The organism is Bradyrhizobium sp. (genome assembly GCF_016462955.1).
Lineage (GTDB): Bacteria > Pseudomonadota > Alphaproteobacteria > Rhizobiales > Xanthobacteraceae > Bradyrhizobium.
Genome location: NZ_JAEMSD010000163.1, coordinates 5,880 through 8,923, shown reverse-complemented (window position 1 = coordinate 8,923; position 3,044 = coordinate 5,880). Strand labels below are relative to the sequence as shown.

General features: G+C 65.1%; 3 protein-coding genes. All 3 read right to left on the bottom strand.

Annotated elements, in window-relative coordinates:
- The coding region (locus tag JHD07_RS17935) for a phosphoenolpyruvate carboxylase (RefSeq protein ID WP_291624492.1) at window positions 1–526 on the bottom strand (526 nt) is incomplete at its 3' end.
- 919 nt (window positions 527–1,445) lie between these two features.
- The gene (locus JHD07_RS17930; protein ID WP_291624491.1) at window positions 1,446–1,850 is read right to left on the bottom strand and encodes a YccF domain-containing protein; all 405 of its coding nucleotides are present in this window, start codon (window positions 1,848–1,850) and stop codon (window positions 1,446–1,448) included.
- Window positions 1,851–2,017: 167 nt separating this feature from the next.
- On the bottom strand, window positions 2,018–2,956 hold the full coding sequence (locus tag JHD07_RS17925; protein WP_291624495.1) for a rhomboid family intramembrane serine protease: 939 nt from the start codon (window positions 2,954–2,956) through the stop codon (window positions 2,018–2,020).
- Window positions 2,957–3,044: the final 88 nt, after the last annotated feature.

Sequence of the window (3,044 nt, the reverse complement as noted above, 5' to 3'; positions counted from 1 at the left end):
GGTCCATGGTGCTCTTGCGGCGGACCTCGGTCGGGTGCGCCGTCAACACCGGGCTGACAAGCGCCGTCTTGAAGAAGCTGCGCAGCTGGTCGGGGCCGATGCCTGCGTCCCTGGCGTGGGCCAGCGTCTGCGCCAGGACGCCCGCACTGCCGCCATTGGCCCCGGCGCGGGCGCGCATCTGGCGGATGTTGTTCTGGTCCTCGGCGATGTTGGCGAGGTGGGAGAAATAGCTGAAGGCGCGGACGATCCGCACCGTCTCCGAGGTCGACATGCTGTCGAGGATCTGCTCGAGCTCGCGGCGGGCGAGCCTGTCCTCGTCGCGGTGGAACCGGATCGAGGTCTGCCTGATGCGCTCGACCAGGTCGAACACATCGGCCCCCTCCTGGTCGCGCACGGTGTCGCCGAGGATGCGCCCGAGCAGGCGGATGTCGTCCCGCAGCCGCGCCTCGGCCTCCAGCGCCTGGGCGTCCTCGGGACGGTTAGGGCGAGGCTCGGTGCTCTCGGATGATACGGTCTGGAGGGACATGGCTCGCTCCCCTGCTCGCGCCCTTGGCGGCCCGGTCCGGCGGAGTTTGCGCTATTTTTCTACCGCAGTGCAAGATGAAGTTAGGGCGATGCAAAACTGCTGGCCGCGTTCGTGATAGCGCTGCGTCCGGGGGGCACAGATGAGCTCGTTGTGGAATAAACATGCCCTCGCGGTCTCGCGGCGCAGGCGCCCGAGCTTGCTGTTCGTTTCGCCCCCTCCGAGCGGAAGGGGCGCAGGGAAGGCCGGGCGCCGGCTGGCACCCGAAGGTCCGCACGCGACAAGACGCACGCGGGGTGACCACAGGTGTTGCCGGTCGCCCGGCCTTCCCTGCGCAATGGTGTTACGACTTATGGCGCGCTCTCCCCGGGGAGCGATGCACTATTGCCCCCGTCGCCTTGCAGATGACTGATGCGCGCGCCCGGTCGGGCCGCAGCATCACCACAAGCCTTGACGCACAGACCCCGGGCGTCAGGACCACACGCTTTTGCCGTCCGCGGACGTCCCTCCCCGAACAGCCGGAAGCTCGCGCGTGCTCGCCCCCGATGCCGAAAAGAAACGCTGTAACCGCACCGTGTCGTGCCGCGGATCGTGATGGCTCACGGGTTTGCCCGCCCTGCCGTCCCGTCACGCGCCGGCGCTGCCGCGTCCATCGCGTCCCGGCCTACGTATCGTGACGATCGCGAAACGCCCCTTTGACGGGCCAGGATGAATGCGGTTTAGCCGAAACTTCAAATTCGGTCAATCAGAAAATTTTGCAGCCTGGTCCCTTGACCTGCATGTGGGGTGTTTTGCTCGTCGGACCGTGCGAGAGATTGTGTGACGACGTAGGATGGGCAGAGCTCTTGCGAAACCCATCATGCTTCGGTGTCGGTGCGGATGATGGGTTTCGCTGGCGCTCTACCCATCCTACGCGTTCGCCTCAAGCCGGCACGATGACCTTGCCGATCGGCCAGAGCGCGATGCCCGCGAGCTTCAGATGTGCCCAGGCGAAGGGGATGCCGATGATGGTGACCGCGAGCGCCAGCGCGGTCAGGAGGTGGCCGAGCGCCAGCCACCAGCCGGCGAGCACGAACCAGATGATGTTGCCGATCACCCCGAGCGGACCGGTGCCGATATCCTCGACACCGGTCACGTCGTAGCGGTTGACCGCGCGCGAGCCGAACGGCAGCAGCGTGTAGACCGCGATGTTGAACGCCGCCCGCGCCCAGGGCAGGCCGATGATGGTGATGGCCATGATGACCGCGGCGATCACCCAGCCGAACGCCATCCAGGCGCCGCCGAAGAGGATCCAGAGGATGTTGAGCAGGATGGAAACGGGGGCCATGAGACGATCCGGAAAACAACGATCCCGTGCATATAGGTACGAAATCTGTTTCTGCTACGACGGTAACGTAGCCCGGATGGGCGAAGCGACATCCGGGACTTGACTCTCACCGTCCCGGGTATCGCTGCGCTCACCCGGGCTACGGGCTTATAGCACGTCCCGCGAGGTCATAGTCCATGACGCCGGTTGCGTTCGGCACGCAGCGATGCGCCGACAAATCCAACATCCTCGATCCCGCGCGATATCTCCTTTGAGCAGAGCCAGAGCGTCAGCGCGGCGGCGCCGATCGCGGCGAGCCCGGAAATGAGGACGGGATTGGGGCAGAATGCGGCGAGCAAGTTGTCGAGCGGAACGGCCCCGGTGGGCCAGCGCGGGGTGCAAGACGATGCCAGGACCCAACCGGACAGCGTCACGGCGGCCGCGTTCATACAAGCCAGAATCGCTACGGCGATCGCAAGGCCCCTCCTGACGGAGAGCGCGACATCGATCGCTTTCACGACCGCGCAAGACGCAACCACGGCAACGAAAGCCGGGATCCATCCAGACCCGCTGGCAGCCATCGCCTGGCCCGGACCGCTCCAGGCCCACAGCGCGACGACGCACCCGAGCAGGGTCAGATTGACCTTCACGGGTTCGGGAAATTTGCAACGAAGCACCCACACGTTCGCTTTTTCGGCCAAGTCCAGCAGTGCGCAGATGATCAGCCCGGCCGCAAAACCACCGAGGTGAACGCCCCAATCGATCCGCGAATTGCCGAACGCGAACGCAATGTTCAAGCCGATGTTGATCGCGAAGAAATCGAACCCGACCTCGAGCTTGCCGAGGATCCACAAGCAAAGCAGCGCGCCCAGAATGCCCGACGTGGCGCCGGACGCGCCGACCGTCAAATACGGCGTCGAATGGATGCCATTGCCAATGACGGCGCCGAGCACCATCGCGCAGAGATAAATGATGAGGAAATAGGCCGGCCCGACCCGCCGCTCCAGATGCGCGCCCCACAGCACGAGACACAGCATATTCATGGTGAGATGAACGAAATTGACGTGCAGGAAGCCATAGGCGACGAGGCGCCAGTATTCATGCCGCGCGATCGCGCCCGCATACATGCCGCCGTAGCGATACAGCAACTCCGCCGGCGCCGCCGGACCGCCAGCCTGAATGAAGCAGAAGCCCGATGCGAGCACTGTCACCGTC

What these genes read in the sequence shown, in the direction of transcription:
- JHD07_RS17930 (WP_291624491.1), bottom strand. Translation starts at nt 1,850, where the DNA reads ATGGCCCCCGTTTCCATCCTGCTCAACATCCTCTGGATCCTCTTCGGC.
- JHD07_RS17925 (WP_291624495.1), bottom strand. Translation starts at nt 2,956, where the DNA reads ATGTATGCGGGCGCGATCGCGCGGCATGAATACTGGCGCCTCGTCGCC.